Origin of the sequence: Salmonella sp. SG203 (genome assembly GCF_013350575.1) — a bacterium.
Taxonomy (GTDB): Bacteria; Pseudomonadota; Gammaproteobacteria; order Enterobacterales; family Enterobacteriaceae; genus Salmonella; species Salmonella enterica.
Genome location: NZ_SNMT01000001.1, coordinates 135440 through 161679 on the forward strand (window position 1 = coordinate 135440; position 26240 = coordinate 161679).

23 protein-coding genes are annotated in these 26240 nt (G+C 50.8%); 9 read left to right on the top strand and 14 right to left on the bottom strand.

The window, feature by feature from the left end:
- Nucleotides 1–10 precede the first annotated feature (10 nt).
- The 5 genes from sufC (at nucleotide 11) to HV477_RS00725 (ending at nucleotide 4805) form a co-directional block, all read left to right on the top strand.
- A complete protein-coding gene (sufC, locus tag HV477_RS00705) occupies nucleotides 11–757 on the top strand; it encodes a Fe-S cluster assembly ATPase SufC (protein ID WP_079898965.1) in 747 nt (248 codons plus the stop codon).
- Nucleotides 732–2003 (top strand): Fe-S cluster assembly protein SufD, encoded by a 1272-nt coding sequence (sufD, locus tag HV477_RS00710; RefSeq protein ID WP_000907922.1) that lies wholly within the window; start codon nucleotides 732–734, stop codon nucleotides 2001–2003. Before sufC ends, sufD begins: the two co-directional genes overlap by 26 nt.
- Nucleotides 2000–3220: a cysteine desulfurase SufS gene (gene sufS, locus HV477_RS00715; RefSeq protein ID WP_000143859.1), complete on the top strand. Its 1221-nt coding sequence runs from the start codon at nucleotides 2000–2002 to the stop codon at nucleotides 3218–3220. The genes sufD and sufS overlap by 4 nt, the downstream gene beginning before the upstream one ends.
- Nucleotides 3221–3232: 12 nt before the next feature.
- A complete protein-coding gene (gene sufE / locus HV477_RS00720; protein WP_079898966.1) occupies nucleotides 3233–3649 on the top strand; it encodes a cysteine desulfuration protein SufE in 417 nt (138 codons plus the stop codon).
- A 154-nt stretch (nucleotides 3650–3803) separates the two neighbouring features.
- Nucleotides 3804–4805: a L,D-transpeptidase family protein gene (locus HV477_RS00725; RefSeq protein WP_175064915.1), complete on the top strand. Its 1002-nt coding sequence runs from the start codon at nucleotides 3804–3806 to the stop codon at nucleotides 4803–4805.
- 66 nt (nucleotides 4806–4871) lie between these two features.
- Here the strand turns inward: HV477_RS00725 and HV477_RS00730 are convergent, their stop codons facing one another.
- From HV477_RS00730 to ttrB, 10 genes are all read right to left on the bottom strand, one after another.
- Nucleotides 4872–5111, bottom strand: a complete 240-nt coding sequence (locus HV477_RS00730) for a major outer membrane lipoprotein (protein WP_001082332.1) — start codon at nucleotides 5109–5111, stop codon at nucleotides 4872–4874.
- A gap of 82 nt (nucleotides 5112–5193) precedes the next feature.
- The gene (gene lpp, locus HV477_RS00735) at nucleotides 5194–5430 is read right to left on the bottom strand and encodes a murein lipoprotein Lpp (protein ID WP_001082307.1); all 237 of its coding nucleotides are present in this window, start codon (nucleotides 5428–5430) and stop codon (nucleotides 5194–5196) included.
- 310 nt (nucleotides 5431–5740) lie between these two features.
- Nucleotides 5741–7153, bottom strand: coding sequence for a pyruvate kinase PykF (pykF, locus tag HV477_RS00740; protein ID WP_000751447.1), 1413 nt, complete (start codon nucleotides 7151–7153; stop codon nucleotides 5741–5743).
- 401 nt (nucleotides 7154–7554) lie between these two features.
- Entirely contained in the window at nucleotides 7555–8898 is a 1344-nt protein-coding gene (locus HV477_RS00745) for an APC family permease (RefSeq protein WP_000756080.1), read from the bottom strand.
- A 21-nt stretch (nucleotides 8899–8919) separates the two neighbouring features.
- Nucleotides 8920–9813, bottom strand: a complete 894-nt coding sequence (locus tag HV477_RS00750) for a proline iminopeptidase-family hydrolase (protein WP_079898967.1) — start codon at nucleotides 9811–9813, stop codon at nucleotides 8920–8922.
- A gap of 58 nt (nucleotides 9814–9871) precedes the next feature.
- Nucleotides 9872–10609, bottom strand: coding sequence for a glutamine amidotransferase (locus HV477_RS00755; protein ID WP_000697187.1), 738 nt, complete (start codon nucleotides 10607–10609; stop codon nucleotides 9872–9874).
- An 11-nt stretch (nucleotides 10610–10620) separates the two neighbouring features.
- Nucleotides 10621–11847 (bottom strand): PfkB family carbohydrate kinase, encoded by a 1227-nt coding sequence (locus tag HV477_RS00760; RefSeq protein WP_000471815.1) that lies wholly within the window; start codon nucleotides 11845–11847, stop codon nucleotides 10621–10623.
- Between the two features lie 322 nt (nucleotides 11848–12169).
- Complete coding sequence (gene ttrA / locus HV477_RS00765; protein WP_020839383.1) at nucleotides 12170–15232, bottom strand: tetrathionate reductase subunit TtrA; 3063 nt, start codon at nucleotides 15230–15232, stop codon at nucleotides 12170–12172.
- A complete protein-coding gene (ttrC, locus tag HV477_RS00770) occupies nucleotides 15225–16247 on the bottom strand; it encodes a tetrathionate reductase subunit TtrC (protein ID WP_023238411.1) in 1023 nt (340 codons plus the stop codon). The genes ttrA and ttrC overlap by 8 nt, the downstream gene beginning before the upstream one ends.
- Nucleotides 16248–16982, bottom strand: a complete 735-nt coding sequence (gene ttrB / locus HV477_RS00775; protein ID WP_001523928.1) for a tetrathionate reductase subunit TtrB — start codon at nucleotides 16980–16982, stop codon at nucleotides 16248–16250.
- Nucleotides 16983–17163: 181 nt separating this feature from the next.
- On the opposite strand from ttrB, the gene ttrS reads away from it, so the two are divergent.
- The 3 genes from ttrS (at nucleotide 17164) to fumD (ending at nucleotide 19847) form a co-directional block, all read left to right on the top strand.
- A complete protein-coding gene (ttrS, locus tag HV477_RS00780) occupies nucleotides 17164–18942 on the top strand; it encodes a tetrathionate respiration histidine kinase TtrS (protein WP_079898968.1) in 1779 nt (592 codons plus the stop codon).
- On the top strand, nucleotides 18917–19537 hold the full coding sequence (ttrR, locus tag HV477_RS00785) for a tetrathionate respiration response regulator TtrR (protein WP_000190927.1): 621 nt from the start codon (nucleotides 18917–18919) through the stop codon (nucleotides 19535–19537). Before ttrS ends, ttrR begins: the two co-directional genes overlap by 26 nt.
- Before the next feature lie 97 nt (nucleotides 19538–19634).
- Nucleotides 19635–19847, top strand: a complete 213-nt coding sequence (gene fumD, locus HV477_RS00790; RefSeq protein ID WP_000165779.1) for a fumarate hydratase FumD — start codon at nucleotides 19635–19637, stop codon at nucleotides 19845–19847.
- 121 nt (nucleotides 19848–19968) lie between these two features.
- Here fumD and mlrB read toward each other — a convergent pair whose 3' ends face one another.
- From mlrB to HV477_RS00810, 4 genes are all read right to left on the bottom strand, one after another.
- The gene (gene mlrB, locus HV477_RS00795; RefSeq protein WP_175064916.1) at nucleotides 19969–20928 is read right to left on the bottom strand and encodes a transcriptional regulator MlrB; all 960 of its coding nucleotides are present in this window, start codon (nucleotides 20926–20928) and stop codon (nucleotides 19969–19971) included.
- Nucleotides 20929–21099: 171 nt separating this feature from the next.
- Nucleotides 21100–21828 carry a MerR family transcriptional regulator gene (locus HV477_RS00800; protein WP_000122321.1) on the bottom strand — a complete coding sequence of 243 codons (729 nt, stop codon included), beginning with the start codon at nucleotides 21826–21828 and terminating at the stop codon, nucleotides 21100–21102.
- 178 nt (nucleotides 21829–22006) lie between these two features.
- Nucleotides 22007–22645: a two component system response regulator gene (locus HV477_RS00805; RefSeq protein WP_000666335.1), complete on the bottom strand. Its 639-nt coding sequence runs from the start codon at nucleotides 22643–22645 to the stop codon at nucleotides 22007–22009.
- Between the two features lie 30 nt (nucleotides 22646–22675).
- Nucleotides 22676–25438 carry a two component system sensor kinase gene (locus tag HV477_RS00810; RefSeq protein ID WP_079898970.1) on the bottom strand — a complete coding sequence of 921 codons (2763 nt, stop codon included), beginning with the start codon at nucleotides 25436–25438 and terminating at the stop codon, nucleotides 22676–22678.
- A 400-nt stretch (nucleotides 25439–25838) separates the two neighbouring features.
- On the opposite strand from HV477_RS00810, the gene spiC reads away from it, so the two are divergent.
- Entirely contained in the window at nucleotides 25839–26240 is a 402-nt protein-coding gene (gene spiC / locus HV477_RS00815; RefSeq protein WP_079898971.1) for an SPI-2 type III secretion system protein SpiC, read from the top strand.

Genomic DNA, 26240 nt, shown 5'->3' on the forward strand with positions numbered 1-26240 from the left:
AGGAAAACCCATGTTAAGCATTAAAGATTTACAGGTCAGTGTGGAAGAAAAAGCGATTTTGCGTGGCCTGAATCTGGAGATTCGCCCCGGCGAAGTTCATGCCATTATGGGGCCGAACGGTTCCGGGAAAAGCACGCTCTCCGCCACTCTGGCGGGACGTGAAGATTATGAGGTCACCGGCGGCTCGGTTACGTTCAAAGGTAAAGATCTGCTTGAACTGTCGCCGGAGGACCGGGCGGGCGAAGGGATTTTTATGGCCTTCCAGTACCCGGTAGAAATCCCCGGCGTCAGTAACCAGTTTTTCCTGCAAACCGCGCTGAATGCCGTGCGCGCCTACCGCGGGCAGGCGTCGTTGGATCGCTTTGATTTTCAGGATCTGATGGAAGAAAAGATCGCATTGCTGAAAATGCCGGAAGATTTACTGACCCGTTCGGTAAACGTCGGTTTTTCCGGCGGGGAGAAAAAGCGCAATGATATTTTGCAAATGGCGGTGCTGGAGCCGGAACTGTGCATCCTTGATGAGTCTGACTCCGGACTGGATATCGATGCGTTGAAAATTGTGGCGGAAGGCGTCAACGCGTTACGCGACGATAAACGCGCTTTTATTATCGTGACCCACTATCAGCGCATACTGGACTACATCAAGCCTGATTACGTCCATGTCCTCTATCAGGGGCGAATTGTCCGATCCGGCGATTTTACTCTGGTCAAACAACTGGAGGAGCAGGGTTATGGCTGGCTTACCGAACAGCAGTAAAGCGCTACAGCAATGGCAGCATCTCTTTGAAGAAAAAGGAGAAAGTCGAACTGAGCAAGCAAGAAAACATTTACAACAGATGTTACGTCTGGGATTGCCGACGCGTAAACATGAAGACTGGAAATACACGCCGCTGGAGGGCTTAACCCATAGCCAGTTTATCCAGCAGTGTGCGACTATCAGCGCCGCACAGCGTGATGCGCTGGCGCTGCAAATCGATGCCGTGCGGCTGGTGTTTGTCGATGGTCGGTTTATGCCAGAGCTCAGTGATAGCACGCAAAACAGCGGATTTGACGTTAGCGTCAGGGATGAGCGCCAGACGCTTGCCGCGCCGGTACATCCCGAGGTTTTTCTGCATCTGACGGAAAGCCTGGCGCAATGTGTCACGTATATACAGGTACGGCGAAATCAGCGTCCGACCAGGCCGCTACTGTTAATGCATATCACGCAGGGCGTGGATGGCGACGAGCTGAATACCGCGCATTATCGCCACCATCTGGCGCTGGCGGAAGGCGCGGAAGCGACGGTTATTGAGCATTATGTCAGCCTTACAGCGGCAAAACATTTTACCGGCGCGCGTCTGACGATGAACGTTGCAGACAATGCGCAACTGCGTCATATCAAACTGGCGTTTGAAAATGCGTCCAGCTATCACTTTGCGCATAACGATCTTCTGCTGGCGACAGACGCCTCGGCGTTTAGCCACAGTTTTCTGCTGGGCGCCGCAGTACTACGTCACCACAGCAGCTCACAACTGAATGGTGAAAACGCGACGCTTCGACTGAATAGTCTGGCGATGCCGGTGAAAAATGAAGTCTGCGATACGCGGACATGGCTGGAACATAACAAAGGCTACTGTAACAGCCGCCAGTTGCACAAGACCATCGTCAGCGACAAAGGACGCGCGGTCTTTAATGGCCTGATTAACGTGGCGCAACACGCCATTAAAACCGACGGCCAGATGACCAATAATAACCTGTTGTTGGGGAAACTGGCTGAAGTCGATACCAAACCGCAATTAGAGATCTATGCCGATGACGTGAAGTGCAGCCACGGCGCGACAATCGGGCGTATTGACGATGAGCAGATGTTTTATCTGCAATCACGCGGCATCAGGCAGCAGGAGGCGCGGCACATGATTCTTTACGCGTTTGCCGCAGAGTTAACGGAAGCTATCCATGATAGCGCCCTTAAACAGCAGGTGCTGGCGCGAATCGGCCAGCGACTGCCCGGAGGCCTGGTATGACATTTCCTGTAGAAAAAGTACGGGCGGATTTTCCCATACTGCAGCGTGAAGTTAACGGCCTGCCGCTGGCTTACCTGGACAGCGCAGCCAGCGCTCAAAAACCTAATCAGGTGATTGATGCTGAATCTGCCTTCTACCGTCACGGCTATGCTGCGGTACATCGAGGTATCCATACGTTAAGCGCGCAGGCGACCGAAAGCATGGAGAATGTGCGTAAGCAGGCGTCGCGGTTTATTAACGCCCGCTCCGCAGAAGAACTGGTTTTCGTGCGCGGTACGACGGAGGGCATTAACCTTGTCGCCAACAGTTGGGGAACGGAAAATATTCGCGCCGGGGATAACATTATTATCAGCGAGATGGAGCATCACGCCAACATCGTTCCCTGGCAGATGCTGTGCGAGCGCAAAGGCGCCGAACTGCGCGTGATCCCGTTGCATCCTGACGGTACGCTGCGGCTGGAGACCTTAGCAGCACTGTTCGATGACCGGACCCGACTGCTGGCCATTACCCATGTTTCCAATGTGCTGGGGACGGAAAACCCACTGCCGGACATGATTGCGCTGGCGCGCCAGCATGGGGCGAAAGTGCTGGTGGATGGCGCCCAGGCCGTGATGCACCATGCTGTTGACGTCCAGGCGCTGGACTGCGATTTTTACGTTTTCTCCGGCCATAAACTTTACGGGCCGACCGGCATCGGCATTCTGTATGTTAAAGAGGCGTTGCTGCAAGAAATGCCGCCGTGGGAAGGGGGCGGGTCGATGATCTCGACCGTCAGCCTGACGCAGGGAACGACGTGGGCGAAAGCGCCCTGGCGTTTTGAGGCGGGAACGCCGAATACTGGCGGCATCATTGGTCTGGGCGCGGCGATTGACTATGTGACGTCGCTGGGACTGGATAAGATTGGCGATTATGAGCAGATGCTGATGCGCTATGCGCTGGAGCAACTGGCGCAGGTGCCTGATATCACGCTATATGGCCCGGCGCAGCGGTTGGGCGTCATCGCGTTTAATCTGGGTAAACACCACGCTTACGACGTCGGCAGCTTTCTTGATAATTACGGCATCGCGGTACGAACGGGGCATCACTGCGCGATGCCGCTCATGGCCTGGTATGGCGTGCCGGCAATGTGCCGGGCTTCGCTGGCGATGTATAACACCCATGAAGAAGTGGACCGACTGGTGGCAGGATTAACGCGTATCCACCGCTTATTGGGATAACAGTGAGGTTTTATGGCTGCGTTACCGGATAAAGAAAAATTTCTGCGTAACTTTACGCGTTGCGCTAATTGGGAAGAGAAATATTTATATATTATTGAGTTGGGGCAGCGCCTGGCGGAGTTAAATCCGCAGGATCGCAATCCGCAAAATACGATTCATGGCTGTCAGAGCCAGGTGTGGATCGTGATGCGGCGAAACGCCAACGGCATTATCGAATTGCAGGGCGACAGCGACGCGGCGATCGTTAAAGGCCTTATGGCGGTGGTATTTATTTTGTACCACCAAATGACGGCGCAGGATATTGTGCATTTTGATGTCCGGCCATGGTTCGAAAAAATGGCGCTTACGCAGCACCTCACGCCTTCTCGTTCTCAGGGGCTGGAAGCAATGATTCGCGCAATTCGCGCTAAGGCCGCCACTCTTAGCTAAACTGTACAGACAGCGTTCTACCTGATGTCAAATCCTTTGTCGGACGGCGACGTCGCTTTATCCAGAGTGGACAGAGCGTATATTTTGTTGTTCTGATAAGCGAAGCGCTACCAGTCGTCGCAGAGGGCATCACCAGGAATACAGGAGGTTTGGTATGAAACGTGCGTCTTTCATTACGCTAACTATTATCGGCGCGTATAGCGCGTTACAGGCAGCCTGGGCGGTTGATTATCCATTACCGCCCGTAGGCAGCCGTCTTATTGGTCAGAATCAAACCTATACCGTACAGGAAGGTGATAAAAACCTGCAGGCTATCGCCCGGCGTTTTGATACGGCGGCGATGCTCATTCTTGAAGCGAACAATACGATTGCGCCGGTGCCTAAGCCCGGTACGCTAATTACCATTCCCTCGCAGATGCTATTGCCGGATGCGCCCAGGGAAGGCGTTATCGTCAACCTCGCGGAGCTACGGTTGTATTATTACCCGCCGGGAGAAAACCGCGTTCAGGTGTATCCCATCGGCATCGGTTTGCAGGGGCTGGAAACTCCCGTCATGGACACCCGGATAGGGCAAAAGATCCCCAACCCGACGTGGACGCCGACGGCGGGCATACGCCAACGTTCGCTTGAGCGGGGGATCACGCTGCCGCCGGTGATCCCTGCCGGGCCAAATAACCCGCTGGGACGCTATGCGCTGCGTCTGGCGCACGGTAATGGGGAATATCTCATTCATGGTACCAGCGCGCCGGATAGCGTGGGTCTGCGCGTGAGTTCCGGTTGCATTCGCATGAACGCGCCGGACATCAAAGCGTTATTTGCGCAGGTCAGAACGGGGACGCCGGTAAAAGTGATTAACCAGCCAGTGAAATTCTCTGTCGAGCCGAATGGCATTCGTTATGTAGAGGTACACAGGCCGCTATCGCCGGAAGAAGAGCAAAACGTGCAGACAATGCCCTATGTGTTGCCTGCGGAATTTACCGCGTTCAGAAACGCACAAGGGGTGGATAGTCGCCTGGTCGATAAGGCGCTATACCGGCGAGCCGGGTATCCAGTCAGCGTGAGCGCCGGGCAGACGCCAGCGGTAAATACGACCGCAGTCGAATCCGCTCAGAACGGTTTTGTCGGAGAAGAGGGGCAAACGCGCGTCACGCAGTAGCCTTCGCAGCAAACGACGGACAAAAAAATGGCGCACGATGTGCGCCATTTTATATCGTGCGTCAAATTATTTACAGATGCGGAATACTTTGTTGTCCAGACGTTGGTTCGCGCGAGCTGCGTCGTCTTTAGCAGCCTGAACGTCAGAACGCATTGCATTTACGTCATTACTCAGTTGCTCAACTTTAGCGCTCAGCGTCTGTACATCGGAAGACAACTGATCGATTTTAGCGTTGCTTGAACAACCTGCCAGTAACGTGGAACCCAGAACTACTGCACCTAAGATCAGCTGGTTAGTACGGTTCATAACAATAACATTATACTTTGTGTGGTTATGTGGGTAAAAAAAATGGCGCACGATGTGCGCCATTTTTATTACGCAGGTACTATTACTTACGGTATTTAGTAGCCTGGTTGTCCAGACGCTGGTTAGCGCGAGCTGCGTCGTCTTTAGCAGCCTGAACGTCGGAACGCATTGCGTTCACGTCGTTGCTCAGCTGGTCAACTTTAGCGTTCAGAGTCTGAACGTCAGAAGACAGCTGATCGATTTTAGCGTTGCTGGAGCAACCAGCCAGCAGAGTAGAACCCAGGATTACCGCGCCCAGTACCAGTTTAGTACGATTCATTATTAATACCCTCTAGATTGAGTTAATCTCCATGTAGCGTTACAAGTATTACACAAACTTTTTTATGTTGAGAATATTTTTTTGATGGGAATGCACTTATTTTTGATCGTTCGCTCAAAGAAGCATCGAAATGCATGAAAGTCCCTAAAAAACCGAAAGAAAACAGGGGGCTTCCATCGGATTCTTCTTAGATAATCCGCAATTAGATAGTAAAATCCGATTTGATTTTTTTATTAATAGTGGCTATCGATTAAATAAAAAAAGCGCCGGAAGGGCGCTTTTTTAAACAAATTAATTCACACAACAATTATTACAGTACGTGAACAGAGGCGGTGTTAGTGGTGCCGCTTGGAACCAGCGCGCCGGAGACCATCACTACGACGTCGCCTTTCTGGGCGAGGCCGCTTTGCAGGGCGACATCTTTGCCCAGACGGTAGAAATCATCAGTAGAATTGATTTCTTTCACCAGCTGCGATACCACGCCTTTGCTCAGTACTAACTGACGGGCGGTCACTTCATTGGTGGTCAATGCCAGGATGGTGGCGTCCGGGAAGTATTTACGCACGGCGCGAGCGGATTTACCGCCCTGGGTCGCTACCACGATCAGCGGCGCTTCCAGTTTTTCGGCGGTTTCTACCGCACCGCGGCATACCGCTTCCGTAATGCGCAGTTTACGGCTGTCGTTGTTGTAGTCCAGACGGCTGTTCATGACACGGTCGGTACGTTCGCAGATGGTCGCCATGATAGAAACGGCTTCCAGCGGGTATTTCCCTTTTGCGGATTCGCCGGACAGCATAACCGCATCCGTACCGTCGAGGATGGCGTTCGCAACGTCGCCTGCTTCTGCGCGGGTCGGACGCGGGTTTTTGATCATAGAATCCAGCATCTGAGTCGCGGTGATCACGACTTTACGTGCGCGGATACATTTTTCGATCATCATTTTCTGCGCAAAAATCACTTCTTCAACCGGGATTTCTACGCCCAGGTCGCCACGCGCAACCATGATGCCGTCGGAAGCTTCGAGAATTTCATCGAAGTTGTTCAGGCCTTCCTGGTTTTCGATCTTAGAGATAATCTGGATATTTTCGCCGCCGTGAGCTTTCAGATGCTCGCGAATTTCGACAACGTCAGAACGTTTACGGATAAAGGACGCCGCAACAAAGTCAACGCCCTGTTCACAACCGAAGATCAGGTCCTGTTTGTCTTTTTCAGCCAGCGCCGGCAGAGCAATAGAAACGCCCGGCAGGTTAACGCCTTTGTTCTCGCCCAGATCGCCGTTGTTCAGCACCTTACAAATGACTTTATTGCCTTCGATGGCGGTCACTTCCATACCGATCAGACCATCGTCAACCAGGACGGTGTTGCCAACGCTCAGGTCGCTGGTGAAGCCTTCATAGGTGACGGCAACGATTTCATTATTACCGACCACGGATTTGTCGGTGGTAAAAGTAAAGGTTTGGCCCGCTTTCAGCGAAACGTCGTTACCGCCTTCCAGTTTAATGGTGCGGATTTCTGGTCCTTTAGTATCAAGCAGAATAGCGGCTTTTTTACCAGTTTTGCTCATCACGTTGCGCAAGTTCTGGATACGCTGACCGTGTTCTGCATAATCGCCATGAGAGAAGTTCAGACGCATCACGTTCATGCCCGCGTCCAGCATTTTGCTTAACATCTCTTCGGATTCGGTTTTCGGACCGATAGTACAAACAATTTTCGTCTTTTTCATGACAGTCTTAGTCTTTAAGTTGAGGAGGATATGGAAATCTGGCTTCGGGCGCGCACGGCCCGGAAGCTAAGCCTGTGTTGCTAAAGTGATGATGCCTCGCTCTAAGGATAGGTGACATCGAAAGAGCGTGCAGAGGAATGTGTGCTCGCGTTTCAGCCCAACGGGAAGGGGATAATTTTAGTCGTTGAGTTTTACAGTCCAATGCGCTGAAACCATTCAAGAGACAATTGGCGCGCATTATACGCTGAAATTTACAAAAAAGGAAAATGAAAACCCTGTTTCAAAAGACATCTGTGCAGATCCACAACGGTTTGTTATTACGCTGTTTACGATGTCGCTGGCGATGACGCCGCCCGAACAGGGACGGCGTTGCGCAACAGCTGGTGTTGTTGCGCATAATGTCAATCGAGCAACTTTTTGCCTTCCAGGTCGATGGCGATGTTTTGGTTGTGTGCTTTTCGATAGCACAGTATCGCTATCCCGATCGCCGCCCAGCTAATTCCGAGTATCAGAGCGTGAATGTTCATGTTTAAACAGACGTAGCCGATGACGATCATCCCCATGATCGGCGAAATGACATGGGCGAAAATGCGCCGCTGGGCTTTCATCCGGAAATTGAACAGGATAAACACACACAGGTTCACGACAAAAAAAGCGAAAAGCGCGCCAAAGTTCACCAGCGTGGAGATAGATTCAATCTTGCCGGAAAACAGGTAGCTGAGCAGCAGGGTGACGCCGCCGGTAAACAGAATGGCATAATCCGGCGTTTTACGCGTGGTATGGACGTGAGCGAGGAAGGCGGGCAACATTCGGTCGCGCCCCATTGAAAATAACACTCTGGACACCGCCGTTTGCGCGGTAATAATGTTGCCGACGGCGCACACAAACGCCACAATGATGGAAAACGCCACTTTGAGCCAGATACCGCCAACGTTGCCGGCAATGGTGAAAAATGCTTCATTCGTCGCATTGCCTTCCGCGAAGCGGTCGACATTACCGGTGGCGAACGCCGCAAACGCCACAACGATAATAAACAGTACCGTCGCCAAAACTAACGCCAACAGCGTTGCTTTACTGACGGCGCGTCCCCCGCCTTCGCTTTCTTCACTTAATGTACTGATAGCGTCAAAGCCGAGAAAGTTCAGCGCAGCCACCGAAATCGCCGTCGCGATGAGCCCTGGGGTGAACCACTGTGAATCGAAAAAAGGCCGGAAGGAAAGCGTTATCTGACTACTGTCCTGCATCATCAGACGGATAATGAGTAGCACGAAAATCGCCAGAATACCGAGTTGAATAAAGACCAGTAACTTATCGAATTTCGCCGTTTGCTGTATCCCGAGATAGTTGACTCCGGTGCCAATAGCCACATAAATCAACGGCCAGACCCAGACCGGGATTTGCGGTAAAATAGCGTGGACCGCGACGCCGCCCAGCACTGCCACGAGCGTAGGGAACAAAAGATAATCCAGCAGTAATATCCATCCGGTCAGAAACCCTACGGCGGGATTAATGCATACGCCAGCATACGCATAGGCCGAACCCGACGAGGAGATATGTTGCGATAAGGTAGAGTAGCTGTACGCGGTAAAAAACATCGCGATCGCGCCAATAATATAAACCAGCGCAACCATACCGTGCGAAAGATTATAAACGACGCCATAAAGAGAGACTGGCGCGATAGGCACCATAAACACCAGACCATAAAGCACTAAATCGGTAAGAGACAATTTTTTGACTTTTTTCATGATAAATACCTTAATGGCTTTTTATGCCAGATCGCGTAAAAACGCGCTTACCGCTGCGAGGCAGGGCGCGATATTTTCTTCATGCGGGTTATGGCTGCTGCCGGGAATAGTGACCGCGCGGCAGTCTGAAATGTGAGAGAGAAGCGGAGAGACGACGCGCTCGGTTGCCTGATCGTTTTCGCCGCGTAGTACCAGAACAGGACAGCGTATCTGGCACAAATGGGGCGTAATATCCCAGTCGGCAAGTTTGCCATTTGCCGCCAGTTCATTGGTTCCCCATAAAATGTGATAACCCGTAGGGTCGGCGGCGAACTGCGCATTAGAGCGCTGAACATGAATGGCTTCTTCCGCGAGGGTATAAACGTGTCTGGCATAATAAGCGACCAGCTGTTCCGGTGGGTTTTGATAAATGACGGCGGGCATAATGACGTTTTTGATATCGTCATCGGACATTGGCGTCAGAGCGTTAAAGAGCCGTATGGCTTCCTGTTGCCACAGGGCGATACTGGCCGGCGAACTGGCCAGTATCGTCCCGCGAAGCCCGGCAGGCTGTAAGCAGGCGTGCTCTGCGGCAAGCATTCCGCCCCAGGAATGTCCCAGTATCGAATACCCGTGTCCAATACCCAGGTGATGAATTAATTGGGTTAATTGACGGAGATAACGCGCAATAGTCCAGAAAGACGCGTCGGCATGAGGAAAATGCGTTGAACGACCGCAGCCATATTGATCGTAAAATATTACCATGCGCCCGTCATCAGCCAGACGGCGATAATTTAATAAATAATCAAAGCCGCCAGAAGGGCCGCCGTGAAGGATAATGAGCGGCGTGAGTAATGATTTTCTGTCTCCATAAATCCGATAGCTTGTCAATATGTTTTCAGAAAACATTTCGCCATAGAGATAAGTATCATTCATATTCTTAATGACTCAGTGTGTGGCAGGGCAGGCGAAATTTATATTCGCCTGGGTAATATTATTTTTTTATTGTGTGTAAAACATTACACCAGAAGGTGGCGTAATGTTCCCATTGCAGAAACTGCGGGCTTCCCCAGTGCGGTGAACAATCACTGGCAAAGCAACATACTTTCCCTTTATGGTAAGTACCCATAACTAACAGTGGATCGCCATTAATTTCAGCAAGGACCTGACTATTTTCTTTGGCGATAAGCTTGTTATAGCCCAATAGCGGCGGCCATTCGCTAAATGGCTGGGTAATAACATGCTCTACCGCAGTATTTACTGCTTTACATCCTTGCGGTAGTTCTACGCGGTCATCTACATCCAGCATATCAACCGGCAATACCTCCGCCAGAACCGTATTTTTATAATTGGCTTTTGCTTCTATTCCCGTAAAGGATAAATATCCGCCGATCATCAACAGACCGCCGCCCTCAGCAACATAATCCGCGATAAGTTGTAATGCATCAGGAATAATGTCCATATTATAAAACGTTCTGTTTTGTAGCAGGAACGTATTGCTACCGATATCACTGATGACGATCGCATCATAGCAGGCTAATGCTTCGGCGGTTTGTGGAAAACGAGTTTGCACAATATGGGCAGGCATGTAGTCCACATCGATATTACCCTGGCGTAAGCAGGATAATAAATAGTCTGCGCCTTCTTCATATTTGCTCGATGTAAAGCTATCAAAACCTTTAGAGTGAATCATATGAATGTGCCAGGATTCGCCAATAAATAAAATTTTCATTATGTCACCTGTTAATTAATGTGAATGACTTTATTAGATTGGGTACGCATTCGATGTAAAACCTGCAAGTGCTGAGGCATACTCGACGCACCGACTTGTTCCACCGCCAGAGAAGCGAAAGCGGAGGCATATTGAATGGCTGCGACCATGTCTGCTTGTCGCGCCAGCGCGGCGGCTAAGGCGCCATTAAAAGCGTCACCGGCCCCAGCGGCATCTTTTACCACGGCGCTCCACGCAGGAATATACAACGTGCGGGCGTGCTCACAGAGCAGAGATCCACGGGCGCCAAGGGTAATGATGACTTTTTTCACCCCGGATTGCAGAATAATATTTCCGGCTTTTTTCGCATCATTAATATCAGTAATGGTTACGCCGGATAAAAAAGAGGCTTCAGTTTCATTCGGCGTGATGATGTCAATATCAGATAATAAATGCGTCACCTGTTTCGTATAGGGGGCAGGATTCAGCATGATCATTTTATTTTCTTGTTTGCCCAGGCGAATAAATTCAGTCAACGCTTCAATGTTCGTTTCGAGCTGCATTAACATAACGTCAGACTCGGCGATATAACGGTGTTGCTCATTAATCTCTTGCGTGGTGAGCATCATATTGGCGCCAGGGTAGATGGCGATAATATTATCGCCATCCACGGCGGAGACATAGATCAATGCGCTACCGGTGGGCGCTTTATCTGTTTGATACGCGCTGTATGAGGCGATGCCTGATTGAATAATATGATTCATAGCAAATGCGCTGAACTGATCTTTGCCCACTTTAAAAATAAAATGCGCCGCAGCGCCGGCATTGTTCGCCGCTAAAGCCTGGTTGGCTCCTTTACCGCCAGGATAGAATCCAAATTGACTGGCCAGAATGGATTCTCCGCTTTGTGGAAACCACGGCACGGTTGCTGAAACATCAATATTGAATGAGCCTAAAACACACACCTTGCCTGCTTTTTTTGTGTTTTCCCGGCGCAGTTTTGCATCCTGATGGATTGGCGTGGCGATAGTGCTGGAGATATCAATCTTATTTTCAGTGATAAGCTTACTCAGCGCGTCACGGTTTAAAATCCCTCCGCCATAGCAACGCTGAAGCATACCTGATTTCTGGAAATAGCGTAGATCGGAACGAATAGTCTCCTGGCTAACCTTATAAAGGTCTGAAAGTTTACTGACGCTAACACTATTATCCTTTATCAGTAAATTAATGATGGCATGACGTCTTTCTTCTTTAAACATATTGCCTCCGGGTAGTGAGTTGAATTGTATTTATGGCAATGTTGTCATGCGGTGAATTCAATCACAGATTATGCGGTCAACCGGAAGTAACCCCAAATGAATGTCAATAATCAGAAGCGCAGCCAATGTGTTAAATATTAATTGCTTACAGAAGGGGAAAATAGTTTTGTGAGTGTTGTCATATATTTTCTATGTAATATGACGGGGTGAACGTAAAATAGTTGGGCTTGCACGATTCAGTGAGTATATGCAGCCGGACAGCGTTCGCTTATCAGTCGCTACCCTCGACGAAATAAGACGATATCGCTCTCCGGCCCGGGGGTTATATACGCTCGATTTTTGCCGGCAGCCCCTGACGTACTGCCGCGCCAGAAACCCAGTCGAGCCAGGTGTTGGTAATGGTTCTTGTCGGATCGGCAAAGCCCAGATCGTTAAGATTTATGCCTGCCCTGATTTGTGGATCATACGGCATAGGCACGCCATCCAGAGAGTGCTGCGTTGCGCCCATCTCGCGGTGGCCATATCCGTGTTCGATGGCGATGACGCCTGGCATCACGCCATTTAACAAACTGATTTGCGCCACGACCTGACCGCCCGGCGTAATGATCCGTACCCGATCGCCATGTTGCAGTCCATAACGCTCGCCATCTTGCGGATTCAGCGCCACCAGGTTTGCTGGCTTCACATGGTGTAAGCGCGGGATGACGGCTGTTGAGCTGGACATGGTATTTGATTTAAATGAAATCAGTTTCAGCGGCCATTGCCCAATGGGAAACTGGTCGTCAATCGCACGACCATCTGACAAACGCGCCGGATACCAGACCGGGCAACCGCTGAAGCGCTCCCCGGTGATGGCGTGACGGTGGGCGGCGACATCTGCATTCCAGATCTGTAAGGGTTTTTTCCACGCGTTACCTAACCGTTGCTCCGTATAGCCGCTATCCTCGGGCGCAAACCGGCCGCCACGCGAGTAGATAAACGCCACGCGACCGACCTCATCAGCTTTAAGCGTGTGCTGAATTGCTGGCAGAATGCGGCTGACGCCGGTAAGCGAAATATCTTCCTGATTTGCCAGCGCGACCGGCGTCTTGCCCATAAAGGCGATATTAGCGGCTACGCGCAGATAGAAGTCTTCCGCCCGGTTCAGTGGAAAAGTATTGCCCTGCGGATCGGTTATCGCCCGGTCGCCGAAGCCGGGCAGATGGAGCCGTTTTGCTACCGCAATACAAAATGCTTCCATTGAGACAGGTTGCCCGTCCGCCGTGCGGTGAGTGGCGGGGGCGACAACCGGCCAGCGGGCGGTAGTGGCTTTACTGGCTACGCCGCCCCAGGGCGCCGTAAAGCCCCAGCTCTCAAAATTGTGCGTATCCGGCACAATGTAATCCGCCAGCGCCGTCGTTTCATTCATAAAGGCGTCAATCGCGATAAAGAGCGGCAGTCGGCGAGGGTCTTTTAGTTTTTCTTCCGCCACGGCGCGTAGACCGGGAACACCGTAAAACGGGTTGCTCATATTGGAAATCCAGGCTTTAAGCGGATAAGGATAGCCTTCGAGCGCGGAGGTCAACAGTTCGGTAAGCTGGCCTGCCACAAAGGGATACCACGGCGCTTTGGCTGGATAAGGGGATTGCCCGCCGGCAATTTTGTCGCGGTATTCTTCCGATGCTTCATAAGCGGTTTTGCTACGGGCAATACTTAACCCTGACGGTTTCACTTTTCCGGCAAAACTGTTCATGTTGTAGCGGGGGCCGTCGCTAACGCCGTTGAATTTGCCGCCGCCGACAAAGACGCCGCCGGACAAGCTGAGGTTGCCGATCAGCGCGTTAAGCATCATGACCGACCAGGCGTTATAAAACCCATTGCCGGCCATCATGCCGCCGTGACTGATGACTGCGGCTTTACGTCCGTGAGCGGTAAAGGTTTCCGCCAGCGCGATAATTTGCGCTTCCGGCACGCCGCACTGTTCGCTGTATTGCGCCAACGAGAGCTTTTCTGCCGCCTCTTTCAGGCGTTGCAACCCGCTCTTCACCGTGACCCGTTGGCCGTCGGCGAGCGTAACGTACTGCGTCACGAAAAGCCGTGCCTGTCGGCAAGTGGATGCATCGACCAACTCGCCGTCGGTATTCAGTACGACAGGGGTCTCTTCGCCATCGGGCGTAAGATGGCGCAGCGTCAGGTGTTGTCCGGCAAGCGTCGGCAGTTCATCCGCAATGACCAGGTGCGTGGCGTTGGTCCAACTTTGCTCGCCGGCCTGCTGCATAGCCTGTACGCCGGGAATCGCCAGATAATCAGCATTATAACGTTGATTATCCATGATCCAGCGGATCATCCCCATTGCCAGCGCCGAATCGCTGCCGGGCATGACCGGTTGCCAGCGACCGCGAGGATCGGCGAGCACCGTTGATAAGGGCAGGGCGGGGGCGACCACGACGTATTGAAAATTCTCACGCAGCCGGGCGCTCGCCAACTGACGCGCCTGGCGTTTAAACGGATTACCGGACTGTGCCGGGGAGGTGCCCATAAAGAGCGCAAACTCCACGTTTTCCCAGTCGGGTTTGACATGCGGGTTTTTATCCAGATCGCCCATCAGCGCCCCGGAGCCGGCCCGGTAAGCCAGTCCACAGTAGGCACCATGCGCGCCGAAATTCTTGCTGCCGAAGCTATTTAGCGCAAAACGACGCAGAAACGCATCGCGGCCTTCGTCGCTGGTATTTGTGACCAGTAACTGATTGGTTTTGGGCCCGAAACTGGGGTGCTTTGCGTCAATTGGCGTATCCGGCGCATGAATCGCGCGCAGTCCGTCCACATGACCCTCGCCAAACAGATCGCCGCCTTCCACGACTTCTTCAATAAGCTGCTCAAAGCTGATGCGCTGCCATTTCCCTTCGCCGCGTTTACCCACGCGTTTCATCGGTTCAAGCAGTCGTAGCGGACTGTACAGGCTTTCCAGCAGCGTGGCGCCGCGCGCGCAGGCGGTTGAGCGGGCATCAAGACCGCTTTCTCCCGCCAGTTGCTCCATGGCTTCGCTAAAAGGGACGGACGAGTCAATCGGGTGTTCCTGCGACAAGGGGTGATAGGGATTGCCGGCGATGCGTATCACTTTGCCATCGGCATTAACCCGGGCGCGGATACCGCACTGTGTCCAACAGCCGAAGCATTGCGTCATGGCGATGGTTTGTTGTGGATTTTGCTGCCAGTGCGTTTGCGCCTGCGCCTCCGGAATTAACGCATTGCCAAAGATGCGGTCGCGCGTTACCTTGCCGGATGTCCCGTTTAACAGGCCATCAATTGCGCGTTTCGCCACATCACGGTAGCTCAGACCAAAAGTGACCATCCCACCGACGGCGAGACCGACTTTTAGCCACTGACGACGGGTTAAATTAGCCATGTTGTAATCTCCTGGTGAGTCCGTTCAGCGTTTCACGAATAATAATCAGTAGCGCTATCCACAGGCCGAAGGTGCCGAGAATAGCCAGCCAGCCATCCGTTCCGCCTGGTAACGAGTAAGGGTTAAATTGCGCGTTGAACTTGGGGACGGTTTGTACCTGAATCAACAATGTCCAGCGCATCAGCCAACATAGCGCCAGCGCGCTGAGAACCAGCAGGACGCGTCTTAGCTGTGATAACGGATGGCGTAGCGCCAGGCTACAGAACAGCAGTGTGCATACCCACAGCGCTACCCAGCCGACAGCGTAATATTTGGCTGACAGGGCGACGGTAATCCACTGACGGATTGCCGTGCCGGAAAGCGTATCGCCGCTAACCCACATGGCCACAACCAGCCCCAGCGCCGCCAGCGCCCAGATTTGTCCCCACAATATTTTTGGCAGCCTTACCGAGTCGCGTCGGGCGGCGACAATCATCAGCGCGAAGAACGCCTGTAAGGCGCTAAGAAACATCGCCACGGGGAAGGCGTAGCTAAACCAGATTGGGCGCGCCAGCACAACGGAGACTTCGCGGCCGGTATAAATCAACAGGCCCACCGCGCAAAGCGCGCTGGCTAACGCCAACCATTTAGTGACGTTGTAACTTTTATTGAATAATCGTTTAATCTGCTGCGCCAGGAACCACAGAGCGAGAAATCCGGTAAACAGCGGCAGGAATAACGCTCCCCAGGGCATCCACGACCAGGGCGTCGGCCAGGCATAGAAATGCCAGACGCGGGCGGTCTGGTGCAGATCCGCCGTCAACGCCAGCGGTGCGGTAATCGCACAGGTAATGGCAATCAGTAATGCCCGATTTTCTTCTGTTGCGGCGTCTTTTTTCCGCCAGTGAAGATAACAGGCAAACAGTGCGGCGCAGGCGGCAATACCAATAAAAAAGAAATATTGTACCGCCCACGGCAGCCAGCTAATGTCCTGCGGGTGAGCCAGCACTTCTTCAATGATGAGTGAATGCGTCATTCAGACCTCCTGCCAAAGCGCGGGCTGCGCACGGCCCATTAATGGGGTGACAAAGGCGTCGTCCAGACCCAGGTAGAAAACATGGGGCGACGTGCCGTTTTCCGGCTTTAATACCTTGATAGCGTCGCGATGCTGATGAAGCATGGTGGCGATGCGGCTATGGGGATCTTTGATATCGCCAATAATACGCGCGCCGCCGACGCAGGACTCTACGCAAGCGGGTAACAGTCCGGCTTCCAGACGATGGACGCAAAACGTGCATTTATCGGCAGTTTGCGTTTCATGATTGATAAATCGGGCGTCGTAAGGACACGCCTGGACACAATAGGCGCAGCCGACGCAGCGTTTGTTATCCACCACCACAATGCCATCTTCCCGCTGAAAGGTGGCTTGTACCGGGCAGACCGGCACACAGGGGGGGTTATCGCAATGGTTGCACAGACGCGGCAATAGCACATTCGTGACTTCCTGACTACCTTCACGCTGGACCTGGTATTGGTTCACGGTCGTACGAAACGCGCCCTGCGGCGTTTGGTTTTCAATAGTGCAACTTACGGTACAGGACTGACAGCCGATACAACGCCGCAGGTCGATAAGCATGGCGTAACGGTGTCGGGGAGAGCCTTCATGCCGCTCCGGCGAAAAAGGAAATTTCGCTTCAGCCAGCGGAACCAGCGAGGCGCCAGCGGTCAGGACGCCGAGCTGCTGGAGAAATTGCCGTTTACTGCTGTCCATATTGACTCCCGTCCACATTGCCAACAATGAAACATTTGTCACGATGTTGGTTCATGTGTAATGAATAAAAAATGTTGATGATTTACAGTGTAAAAATCGAGACGGGGTGTGCTCTATTGTGGTTAACCACATACCCGGCTTGTTGTTGATCTAAAACAACATAATTGACAGGGATATTGGGGTGAGAGGTAAAACCGTAAGGCGCCTGGCGGTGTTGGCGGCAGTAGGGCTACTTTGTCATGGCGCGTGGGCAGGGACGTGGAATATCGGTATTTTGGCCATGCGCGGCGAGGCGTCTACGCGTAGCCACTGGCAACCGTTGGCAAAGACATTAAGCCAACAGCTTCCAGGCGAAACCTTTCACATCCAGCCGCTGGATCTGCATCAAATGCAGGAGGCCGTTAACCAGGGAACCGTGCAGTTTGTGATAACCAACCCGGCGCAATTTGTCCAACTGAACAGCCATGCGCCGCTGCGCTGGTTAGCTTCCCTGCGCTCCACGCGCGATGGGAAAGCAGTGAGTAATGTTATTGGCAGCGTGATTTTGACCCGACGCGATAGCGGCATCACCACGGCGCATGATCTCATCGGTAAGACCGTCGGCGCGATTGATGCTCAGGCGTTTGGCGGCTATTTATTAGGCTATAAAGCGCTCAGCGACGCGGGCTTACGCCCGGAGCGCGATTTTCATCTCCGTTTTACCGGATTTCCTGGCGATGCCTTAGTCTATATGCTGCGCGAAAAAGCGGTGCAGGCGGCAATTGTGCCAGTGTGCCTGTTAGAAAATATGGATCAGGAAGGATTGATTAATAAAAAGGACTTTATCGCGCTGCTTTCCCGACCGACGCCCCTGCCTTGCTTAACCAGTACGCCGTTATATCCTGACTGGTCGTTCGCGGCGCTACCTGCGGTAAGCGATGCGCTGGCGGATCGCGTAACGCGAGCGCTATTCAACGCGCCCGCCGCCGCGCCATTTCACTGGGGCGCGCCTGCGTCCACCAGTCAGGTGGAAGCGTTGCTGCGTGATGTTCGTCAGCACCCTCAGCAGCGTCGACTGTGGCTGGATGTCAAAAGTTGGTTAATCCAGCACCAGCTAATGGTCGGTGGCGTGATTCTGGCGTTCCTGTTGCTCACGCTCAATTATATTTGGGTCATGCTGCTGGTGCGTCGACGCGGAAAACAACTGGAACGTAATAATGTAGTCCTTCATCAGCATGAGCGGGCGCTGGAAACCGCCCGGCAAATGAGCGTGTTGGGTGAAATGACCTCCGGGTTTGCCCATGAGCTTAATCAGCCGCTTTCCGCGATTCGACATTATGCCCAGGGGTGCCTGATTCGACTGCGCGCTGCAGATGAACAGCATCCCTTGCTGCCGGCGCTGGAGCAGATTGACCAGCAGGCGCAACGCGGTGCGGATACTCTGCGTAACCTGCGTCACTGGGTCAGCCAGGCGCAGGGCAACCCGGTGCTAACCGAAGCGTGGAAGGCCATAGCCATTCGCGAGGCGATTGATCATGTCTGGCAATTGTTGCGTATGGCGCAACAGTTTCCGACAGTGACTCTGCATACCGAGGTTAGCGCTGCGCTGCGCGTAACGCTGCCGTCAGTGCTGCTGGAACAGGTGCTGGCGAATATCATTCTTAATGCGGCTCAGGCGGGCGCCACCCATTTATGGGTCGTTGCTGAACGTACTGAAAACGGCATCAGTATCGTTTTACAGGATAACGCCGGGGGAATCGACGAGGCGCTATTACGTCAGGCGTTTCAGCCGTTTATGACCACCCGCAAAGAGGGGATGGGCTTAGGGCTGGCGATTTGCCAGCGGCTGGTGCGGTATGGGCGGGGCGATATCAGCATCAGGAACCAGACCGCGCCGGATGGTCTGTCGGGAACGGTGGTCACGATACATTTCTTACATGAAAATGGGGGCAGGGATGGCGACAATTCATCTACTGGATGATGATACGGCGGTCACTAACGCGTGCGCGTTTTTACTGGAAAGTCTGGGATATGACGTAAAATGCTGGACGCAGGGGGCGGATTTTTTGGCGCAGGCCAGTCTGTATCAGGCCGGGGTCGTATTACTGGATATGCGAATGCCGGTACTGGATGGGCAGGGCGTTCATGATGCGTTGCGCCAGTGCGGAAGTACCCTGGCGGTTGTTTTTCTTACCGGGCATGGCGATGTACCGATGGCTGTGGAGCAGATGAAACGCGGCGCCGTCGATTTTCTGCAAAAACCGGTATCGGTAAAACCGCTACAGGCGGCGCTGGAGCGTGCGCTGACGGTTTCATCGGCAGCGGTGGCGCGTCGTGAGATTATACTGTGTTACCAGCAGTTGACGCCGAAAGAGCGTGAGCTGGCCAGCCTGGTGGCAAAAGGATTTATGAACCGTGAAATTGCGGAAGCGATGAATATCGCGGTGCGTACCGTAGAGGTGCACCGCGCCAGAGTCATGGAAAAAATGCAGGCCGGTAGCCTGGCGGAACTGATTAGGCGTTTCGAAAAAATGGCCTCGCCAGAGACCAGAATACGAACAACGTATGAGCCATGAATAATAAACAGCGTTATTTCTTTGATTTGCATCAAATTTTGTTTAATTGAGAAGACTGTTATATTCTGTTGGTTTGAGCTGGCGACGAGTAAAACGTATGACAAAACCGACAAAAGATGACGAACTGTACCGCGAGATGTGCCGGGTGGTGGGCAAGGTCGTGCTGGAAATGCGCGATCTGGGGCAGGAGCCTAAATATATTGTTATTGCGGGCGTGTTAAGAACCGCGCTGGCGAATCAACGCATCCAACGTAGCGCGTTAGAAAAACAGGCTATGGAAACCGTGATTAACGCTCTGGCGCGGTCATAGCCGGTATCATGGTGGAAACGGCCTGTTGGCAATGACGAAATGCTAGTGGGCATCGCCTTTGAATCGTCGCGATTGTCACCATGGCGGGCTGGTTGCCCGCCGTTAGCGATGCGCAGGGTTATCAGGTGATGGCTAAGCGCAGCCCTAATGTATCAGGGTACGGCTCAAAATAATTCTGGCTGCGTAGATAGTCATCCGGATGTTCCGCCAGATAGTGCTTCAGCAGCGTTAACGGTGCCAGGATAGGTAGTCGGCCCGCCCGGTAGCCGAGAATCACCTCGCGTAATTCCGCGCGTTGCCTGCTGTTCAACGCGCGGTGAAAATAGCCCTGGATATGCATCAGCACATTGGTGTGATTTTTACGTGAAGCGGGGTGGCGCAGGATAGCCATCAGTTTTTCTCTGTATCGGACAAAGAAGGCATCCAGATCGTCCCACTCATGCAGACGCGCGACGAAAGGGCCAATTTCGCGGTAGCCGGCCTGGTGGTGGGCGAGAAGCTGAAGTTTGTATCGGCTATGAAACGCGAGCAAACTGTGACGACTCAAGCCCTGCGCGCGTAGCGCATTTAATTCATGTAGCGCGAAGATACGTGCGATGAAATTCTCGCGTAGTACCGGATCGTGCAGGCGACCATCTTCCTCTATCGGCAGCCAGGGATATTTGTCCATCATCGCGGCGGTAAACAGCCCCGTGCCAGCTTTGCGGCCCCTGTTACCCTTTTCATCATACAGGCGAACGCGCTCCATTCCGCAACTGGGCGATTTTGCACACACAATAAACCCCGCCAGCTCGCCTATTGTTGGCAGAAACCGATCGGCAAAGGCATTCATTTGCTCGGTGACGTCATCGTGCGGGGCATGGCTATAGCGCATCCGAATGTCGCCACAGGTCGTCTGGATAAGACGCAGCGCAGGGCGGGGCACGGGCAGGCCGATCGCCACCTCCGGGCAGATCGGTTTGTAGGCCACCCACGGTGCCAGAGAGTTCATGACAAAATCCATACGCTTATGTCCGCCATCAAAGCGTACCGCGGCGCCAGTCAGACATCCGCTAATGCCGACTACGGGTTTGTTATTCATGATTCCCCCTTATTGAAAGTACGACGACTGACGCCAATGGCGCAAAATGTTATCTCACGCTGATTTAAAACTTACACAACTTTGTTTTTTTGTCTAAGTTTTCGCGGAGATTTTTTTGATGTACTTAAATATCAATAAGATATAATTAGGGGAAGAAATCTATTTCAGCGCTTATAGTGTGATAACCTCCAGCGAAGCGACCACGTTGCGCCACTGGGCAAGCTGTTTTTTCTGCCCGGCAGTGAGCTTTCCGGTGGTCACCAGGAACCATTTTCTCTGGGCGAACAGCTCGGGCGCCAGCACGACTGGGGGAGAGGGAAGCACATTGAGCCGCAGCTCTTGTCCGGTACGAGTCAACGCTTCCAGCCAGATTTCACAGTGATCCGAGAGATGCCATCCGCTAATAAAGGCATTGTTGCCAGGCGCTTTTCTGTCGCCTTCAAGGCAAAAAGAGGTGTAGGCAATAATGATGCCATCCAGTATTTCGCGCAGCGTCATCACGGCGGGAAGGTGCGCGGACACTTTGCTGCGCAACGGACGCAATAAATGGGTCACCAGTTCTGCGCGGGGATATTCCCGGCCACAGTCATAAATCAACTGCCGCAGCGCGTCAATTCGCCCTTCGTGGAGATGTTGAAGCATCGTCTCCTGGATCGTTATCCAGTTATCGCCCAGGCGAATAACCGGACGCGACAGTAAGGGTTTGACCTGGCTTATCGGTACGCCTTTTCTCACCCAGTCGAGAATGCTAAGCGCTTGTCGAATATCGTCATCGCTGTATAAGCGATGCCCGCCATCAGTACGCTGCGGTTTCAATAAACCATAGCGTCGCTGCCATGCCCTTAGCGTGGCGGCATTGATACCGCATAGTCTGGCAAATTCGCCTATAGAATACGACATGGTAAAGCCCGTTAAATAAGGGGATTCTACTATATCATGATCAAATGAAGACTAAGGTAGTGATAAATGGTGCGGCATACCAGGGCATCCGTATGGATTTTGTCGATGATGAGCAATACTGCGTGGCGTAAGGCTCATCAAAATATGACCAATGCTTAATATCATCGGACGCCCCTGGTTAATACTCTATTAACCTCATTCTTCGGGCACAGTTAAGTAACTCTGTCACTTTATGAACCTGTAGCTTTCTCATCATATTCATCCGGTGTGTTTCGACGGTTTTTATACTGATATGTAGCTTTTCGCTGATCCCATGATTGGTATACCCCTCGTCAATAAGTTTAAGAACCTGACGCTCGCGCAAAGTAAGCAGTTGATGATTGGTCGTGTCAGCGTTTAATTCAGCCAGGATAGCTTCCCGATTCAACGTTGGGTCAATGTAACGCTTGTTTACTGCTACTGTTTGCAATGCCGCTAACAGAACTTGCTGACTACTGCTTTTTAAAACATAGCCATTAGCACCTGCGGCTAAAGTTTTAATGGTCATATACTCTTGTTGGTATGCTGTGTAAACCAGAATATTCATTGCTGGCCAACGCTGATGTAATTGAGGAATGATATCCAGGCCATTGATGCCAGGTAAGCTAAGATCAAGGATAAGTATGTCAGGCTCGTATGCGCAACAGGCATTATAAACCTCAAGACCATTTTTAACATGCTCTACAATTTTAAAATGAGGCCAGGGTAATAAGGCATTCATAATGCCGTTAATGATGATTTCATGATCGTCTACTAATAAGATCTTATATTCTTTCATTTTGCTGCCCTCGCGAAAATTAAGATAATATTAAGTAATGGTGTAGTTTTTGAAGATCATACGTATTTTCTGGCGTAAGTCGGTTAGTTCCTCCAGCGCGATGATTTTCCCCATTTTTACGCGATTCTCAATGTCTATGACATAGCATACCAATTCAGTCTGCCCTATTTGACCTAAACAGCCTTTTAATGTGTGAATTAACTGATCAATTTTTTTTCCAGCCGATACGGCATTTTCAATATCAGCCAGCAAGAGGTCCAGTGATTGGAAAATCTTGCTATTAATGACCACATCATCTGTCGCCAGTAGCGCTGAGCAGCGACTCGGATCCTGCTCCTGTAGCTCTATATTTCGTAAAAGTTGGTATTCTGCGGCAATACTGATATAGCGAGCTAAGGTAGCCAATGTCACTGGTTTGGTAATGTAATGATGAATCCCATTTTTTTTACAACGATGAATATCTTCTGCCGCTACGCTAGCGGATAGCGCCACAAACATGCAGTCAGGATCTAAATTATTCGGCTCATCGTGCCATAATTGTACACATTCAATACCATCTATTTCTGGCATTCTAATGTCAATCAGTACTAAATCGAATCGCTGCTGTTGTGATAAAGTCAGAGCCTCGTTACTACTGGCGGCAATAGTGACGTGTTGGCCCAGGCTGACAAGCATTTTGCCGATGATATCCCGATTAATATCGGCATCATCAACCAAAAGAATCTGCAACTGCCAGGGGGGTAACAAATTATTTATTACTGGCATATTTGGTGTACGCAATATTAACTGTTGCGCCAGGTCGTAGAGTTTTCCGGGGAAATACAAAAGCTCTGCGTTGAGAAGCGCATTTTGCTGGTGGGGTGGTTCGCCGCGTATTCCCCAGCAAGCCAGTTGCCGATGCAGGCAGAACGGCGCTGATAGTGTCCCTTTAATTGGTTGAGGCGGCTGGTATTCTTGTAAGGGTAATACTAGCGAGACACAGGTTCCAACCCCGGGGACACTTTTTAGTGTCAGATTACCGCCCATCATTTTAGCCAGGCTTGACGCAATAGTCAGTCCAATTCCTGTACCTTGCGAATTTGTGTCTGCTTGATAAAAAGCAGTAAAGATTTGAGACTGCTGCTGTATTTCAATCCCTTTACCGCTATCGCTAACCAGAAATATTAATTGTTCCTCATGACGCTTGACCGTCAGACGTATCCCTCCGGTTTCGGTAAATTTTACCGCATTCCCGAGTAAATTAACCAAAATTTGCCGTAAACGGATACTGTCGGTATGAAAATAGAGAGGGACATGTTGACCGACAAAAGTACGTAATGACAGTTTTTTGCTTTGCGCTGGCCCCTGGATGGTTTGCATTGCCTGGTCCAGTAACGGCAGTAACGCTGTTTCTTCCATATGTAATGTGAAATGACCAGACTCGATGCGTGAAAAATCCAGCAGATTATTAATAATAGCTAACAAAGACAGTGTACAATTTCTGGCGGTATCAGCTAATCCTTGCTGCTCTATGTTTAAAGGGGTGGTTTGTAATAATTCAATCGCACCGAGTACGCCATTCATCGGAGTACGTAACTCATGACTTATTACCGTAAGATGAATGCTTTTACGTTTGTTAGCTCGCTCAGCGCGTTTTTTTGCTTCATTTAGCGCCTGGGTGCGCTCTGCGACTTTGTTTTCCAGATTGTCGTATTGGACTTGTAGAGTATCAAGCAGTTGGTTAAAAGCACCGGCAATACTATCTAATTCATCCAGTCGTTGTGCTGGTAAACGTGTGCTCAGCGGTGCAGTTGCGGTTTTATTAATGACATCGACAAAACGCCATAACGGTTTGGCCAGTGAGCGATGTAGTAACCAGCAAAAAGCCGACGTCATCAACACCAATGCTGTTAATGTAAAGGGGATTTGTTGAAGGATAATTTTTAAGATGCGATTATGTAGATTACCGTATGGGTACAGCGTAACCAGACTCCATCCGGGGCCATGCAAGGTTGTGCGTAATATCAGAAATCCGGGAATTTGCTGCCATCCATCATGCAGCGTTACATTTTCTAACTGTGTACGTATTTTTTGCGGGATGTATGAAAACGGCAATAAGTGGTTGTTTTGATCCAGCCATACTCGAATACTATCATCTAATGGCAGGTGGCTCTTAGTAATGAGATCGGGAAGTTTAACCGTCACCCCAAAAAATACGCCTTGCTGATCGGCAACCGCAACGGAAGCGTGCCATCCTTTGCCGTTTATGTATTCTGGTTCACTCCAGTAAAACCCGGCATGGGTTGGGTATAAAGGAAAGCTTTTTCGCGTTAAAGGCTGTAGAGTTGAATAATCTGAAGGGTTATCAGTAGATAATAACGAAATCTCATTTTTATGATTAAGAATAAAACTATCGCGACGAAAGCTTTTTTCATCGATATCAGAGGACTGCAGAAAGAGACGGTGCTTCTCTCCGTTTAGCGTCGGCGTGCAATTTGAAGGACCGACAGATAGATGCCGGCTCACCTCATGGAAAATATCGTTATGATGAATCTCAGTCGCTAATGAGCATTGATACATTAAATTCTTAGCGTCACGTTCAGCCTCTTCAAACCGTTGATTGCTTAGTACAATATTCATCTCGGATAGAACGGATAAATCCTCTATTATATGCTGCCGTTTCTGAACCATTGATATATAAGCTGCGGTAAGCACAGATAGCAGCCAAATAATTATTGTTGTTAATAAAAATAAAAAAGTTAGCCTGATTACTAAAGATGTTTGCAGCGTATTCTTGAGATTGAGCAAATTCATAATGCTTCCCTCCAGTTGCCTGTTGCAAAATCTTTGGCACTTGATCACTATCGCAGTACATATAGTTTCATCAGAAGATTAATCGATGGTGTTATCATTAGGAAGATAAATTTCTTCATATATAACCCAGTCGATGACTACAATTACTTTTTAATAAGATGGCGATGTAAAAACATCGTAACAGTTTATTTAATAAATAATTTTTCAAATTGTAAGTTTTTATGTCAATGTTGAAAATGTAATTGTGAATTTATCGGAAAATCCGAATGATAGAATCGCCTGTGACAAGGTATATGTAGACAGCATCCTGATATTGTACAAGAAGAGTATAGTCGAAATAAATGTGAATCAGGCTTTTTACGGATGTGGTTGTGAGCGAATTTGATAGAAACTCCCATTTATGTCTGAGGAGGGATTCATGCTGGCAGTTTTAAAAGGCATTCCATTAATTCAGGATATCAGGGCCGAAGGTAATAGCCGATCCTGGATAATGACTATTGATGGGCATCCTGCCAGAGGAGAAATTTTCTCAGAAGCATTTTCTATTTCTTTGTTCTTAAATGACCTGGAAAGCTTACCTAAGCCTTGTCTTGCCTATGTGACACTACTGCTTGCAGCACACCCGGACGTCCATGATTATGCTATACAGCTCACAGCGGATGGGGGATGGTTAAACGGTTATTATACCACAAGTAGTAGCTCTGAGCTTATTGCTATTGAGATAGAAAAACACCTGGCTTTAACTTGCATTTTAAAAAATGTAATACGCAGTCACCATAAACTTTATTCGGGTGGGGTATAA

Excerpts from the sequence above, each read along its gene's own strand:
- sufC (WP_079898965.1), top strand. The coding sequence starts at position 11 with ATGTTAAGCATTAAAGATTTACAGGTCAGTGTGGAAGAAAAAGCGATT.
- sufD (WP_000907922.1), top strand. The coding sequence starts at position 732 with ATGGCTGGCTTACCGAACAGCAGTAAAGCGCTACAGCAATGGCAGCAT.
- sufS (WP_000143859.1), top strand. The coding sequence starts at position 2,000 with ATGACATTTCCTGTAGAAAAAGTACGGGCGGATTTTCCCATACTGCAG.
- sufE (WP_079898966.1), top strand. The coding sequence starts at position 3,233 with ATGGCTGCGTTACCGGATAAAGAAAAATTTCTGCGTAACTTTACGCGT.
- HV477_RS00725 (WP_175064915.1), top strand. The coding sequence starts at position 3,804 with ATGAAACGTGCGTCTTTCATTACGCTAACTATTATCGGCGCGTATAGC.
- HV477_RS00730 (WP_001082332.1), bottom strand. The coding sequence starts at position 5,111 with ATGAACCGTACTAACCAGCTGATCTTAGGTGCAGTAGTTCTGGGTTCC.
- lpp (WP_001082307.1), bottom strand. The coding sequence starts at position 5,430 with ATGAATCGTACTAAACTGGTACTGGGCGCGGTAATCCTGGGTTCTACT.
- pykF (WP_000751447.1), bottom strand. The coding sequence starts at position 7,153 with ATGAAAAAGACGAAAATTGTTTGTACTATCGGTCCGAAAACCGAATCC.
- HV477_RS00745 (WP_000756080.1), bottom strand. The coding sequence starts at position 8,898 with ATGAAAAAAGTCAAAAAATTGTCTCTTACCGATTTAGTGCTTTATGGT.
- HV477_RS00750 (WP_079898967.1), bottom strand. The coding sequence starts at position 9,813 with ATGAATGATACTTATCTCTATGGCGAAATGTTTTCTGAAAACATATTG.
- HV477_RS00755 (WP_000697187.1), bottom strand. The coding sequence starts at position 10,609 with ATGAAAATTTTATTTATTGGCGAATCCTGGCACATTCATATGATTCAC.
- HV477_RS00760 (WP_000471815.1), bottom strand. The coding sequence starts at position 11,847 with ATGTTTAAAGAAGAAAGACGTCATGCCATCATTAATTTACTGATAAAG.
- ttrA (WP_020839383.1), bottom strand. The coding sequence starts at position 15,232 with ATGGCTAATTTAACCCGTCGTCAGTGGCTAAAAGTCGGTCTCGCCGTC.
- ttrC (WP_023238411.1), bottom strand. The coding sequence starts at position 16,247 with ATGACGCATTCACTCATCATTGAAGAAGTGCTGGCTCACCCGCAGGAC.
- ttrB (WP_001523928.1), bottom strand. The coding sequence starts at position 16,982 with ATGGACAGCAGTAAACGGCAATTTCTCCAGCAGCTCGGCGTCCTGACC.
- ttrR (WP_000190927.1), top strand. The coding sequence starts at position 18,917 with ATGGCGACAATTCATCTACTGGATGATGATACGGCGGTCACTAACGCG.
- fumD (WP_000165779.1), top strand. The coding sequence starts at position 19,635 with ATGACAAAACCGACAAAAGATGACGAACTGTACCGCGAGATGTGCCGG.
- mlrB (WP_175064916.1), bottom strand. The coding sequence starts at position 20,928 with ATGAATAACAAACCCGTAGTCGGCATTAGCGGATGTCTGACTGGCGCC.
- HV477_RS00800 (WP_000122321.1), bottom strand. The coding sequence starts at position 21,828 with ATGTCGTATTCTATAGGCGAATTTGCCAGACTATGCGGTATCAATGCC.
- HV477_RS00805 (WP_000666335.1), bottom strand. The coding sequence starts at position 22,645 with ATGAAAGAATATAAGATCTTATTAGTAGACGATCATGAAATCATCATT.
- HV477_RS00810 (WP_079898970.1), bottom strand. The coding sequence starts at position 25,438 with ATGAATTTGCTCAATCTCAAGAATACGCTGCAAACATCTTTAGTAATC.
- spiC (WP_079898971.1), top strand. The coding sequence starts at position 25,839 with ATGTCTGAGGAGGGATTCATGCTGGCAGTTTTAAAAGGCATTCCATTA.